The sequence below is a fragment of the Methylocystis suflitae genome (assembly GCF_024448135.1).
Classification (GTDB): domain Bacteria; phylum Pseudomonadota; class Alphaproteobacteria; order Rhizobiales; family Beijerinckiaceae; genus Methylocystis; species Methylocystis suflitae.
In genome coordinates, this window is record NZ_JAMRYX010000019.1 from 1 (window position 1) to 1,051 (window position 1,051).

1 protein-coding gene and 1 pseudogene are annotated in these 1,051 nt (G+C 60.5%); one reads left to right on the forward strand and one right to left on the reverse strand.

Going from position 1 to position 1,051, the window contains the following annotated elements:
* Positions 1-168: 168 nt before the first annotated feature.
* Positions 169-327: pseudogene (locus NEI07_RS01535) on the forward strand (IS630 family transposase); the annotation flags it as partial.
* Between the two features lie 44 nt (positions 328-371).
* On the opposite strand, the gene NEI07_RS01540 reads toward NEI07_RS01535, so the two are convergent.
* The gene (locus NEI07_RS01540) at positions 372-851 is read right to left on the reverse strand and encodes a hypothetical protein (protein ID WP_256032240.1); all 480 of its coding nucleotides are present in this window, start codon (positions 849-851) and stop codon (positions 372-374) included.
* Between the last annotated feature and the right edge of the window lie 200 nt (positions 852-1,051).

Consider the following 1,051-nt stretch of genomic DNA (forward strand, 5'->3'; position numbering starts at 1 on the left):
AGAGCGTCCTGCGTTTGATTGGAATCGATTTGGGGTTTCCCCAAATCAGCGGATTTTTGATTCACCATGCTGACTGGGCTGGAGGCCAGCATGGATGGGAAAAATCCTATTCGCAGGACTTGCGGGACTAGGTGATAGACGCGGTCGAGCGCGAGGGGATCACAATAAACGCTGGTCGCGCGCGAGCAGGATCGCCCCAACATAAGCCGCCACCGCATGCGATGGCGCAAATATCAGGGGCGGATTGATCCCGCCCGCCTCGTCTTCATCGACCAGACATGGGCCAAGACCAACATGACGCGACGTTGCGGCTGGACGCGGCGCGGTGCGTCAAAGCCGCCGGATATGCGTCAACCTAAACGCAGAAGGCTCTAGTGAAATCTAAAGCTCTGCACGCCCTGATAGGAGCCGCCGGGCGGCGGCGGCGCGCGCAGACCCGAGACGATCGAACGCGCCAACTCGCCGTGACGCGGCGTCGTCGCCGAAATGACGCTGACGCTATCCGTCGCGCCGGAAGCCCCAAGGTGAAAATGCACGACCGCTTTCCCCTCGCCGAGATTGGTCATCCCCGGCGAGCGCGCCCGGATCAACTGTCCGAGCTTGCGCAGATAGGCGCCGTGATCGGCCGTTTGTTTCGCGGTCGGCTTTTCGGCGCGTTTCTCCTGCTTTTCCTCGTGTTTCGCGTCCGTCTTCTCTGCTGGCTTAGCTTCGGTCGTCTCCGCGGGTTTCGCTTCAGTTTTTTCTTCGCGCGCCGCTTCCGGCTTGTCGTCCTGCGCCAGCGCCGGCAAGCAGAGTCCGCTGGCGCTGACAAGCACCGCAAGAGTCCATGTCAGTCGAAAAATGTGCGGCATATTCTCCTCCTTTTAAAAAAATGCGCGGGCCTTACGCGCATAAATCATTTGGCGATGGACCGGAAGCCGGAACGCCGCAACGTTCGGTCTCATTTCGGCGTCCCGCGGAACTTGAAAGTTTGTCCCACGTCCATCGTTCCGCCCGGCGGCGGCGGCGCTTCGACGCTCGACAGGATCTTCTTCACCGTTTCTGAAAGCGC

Bases quoted from the DNA above. Each gene is read 5' to 3' on its own strand.
- NEI07_RS01540 (WP_256032240.1), bottom strand. From the start codon at position 851: ATGCCGCACATTTTTCGACTGACATGGACTCTTGCGGTGCTTGTCAGC.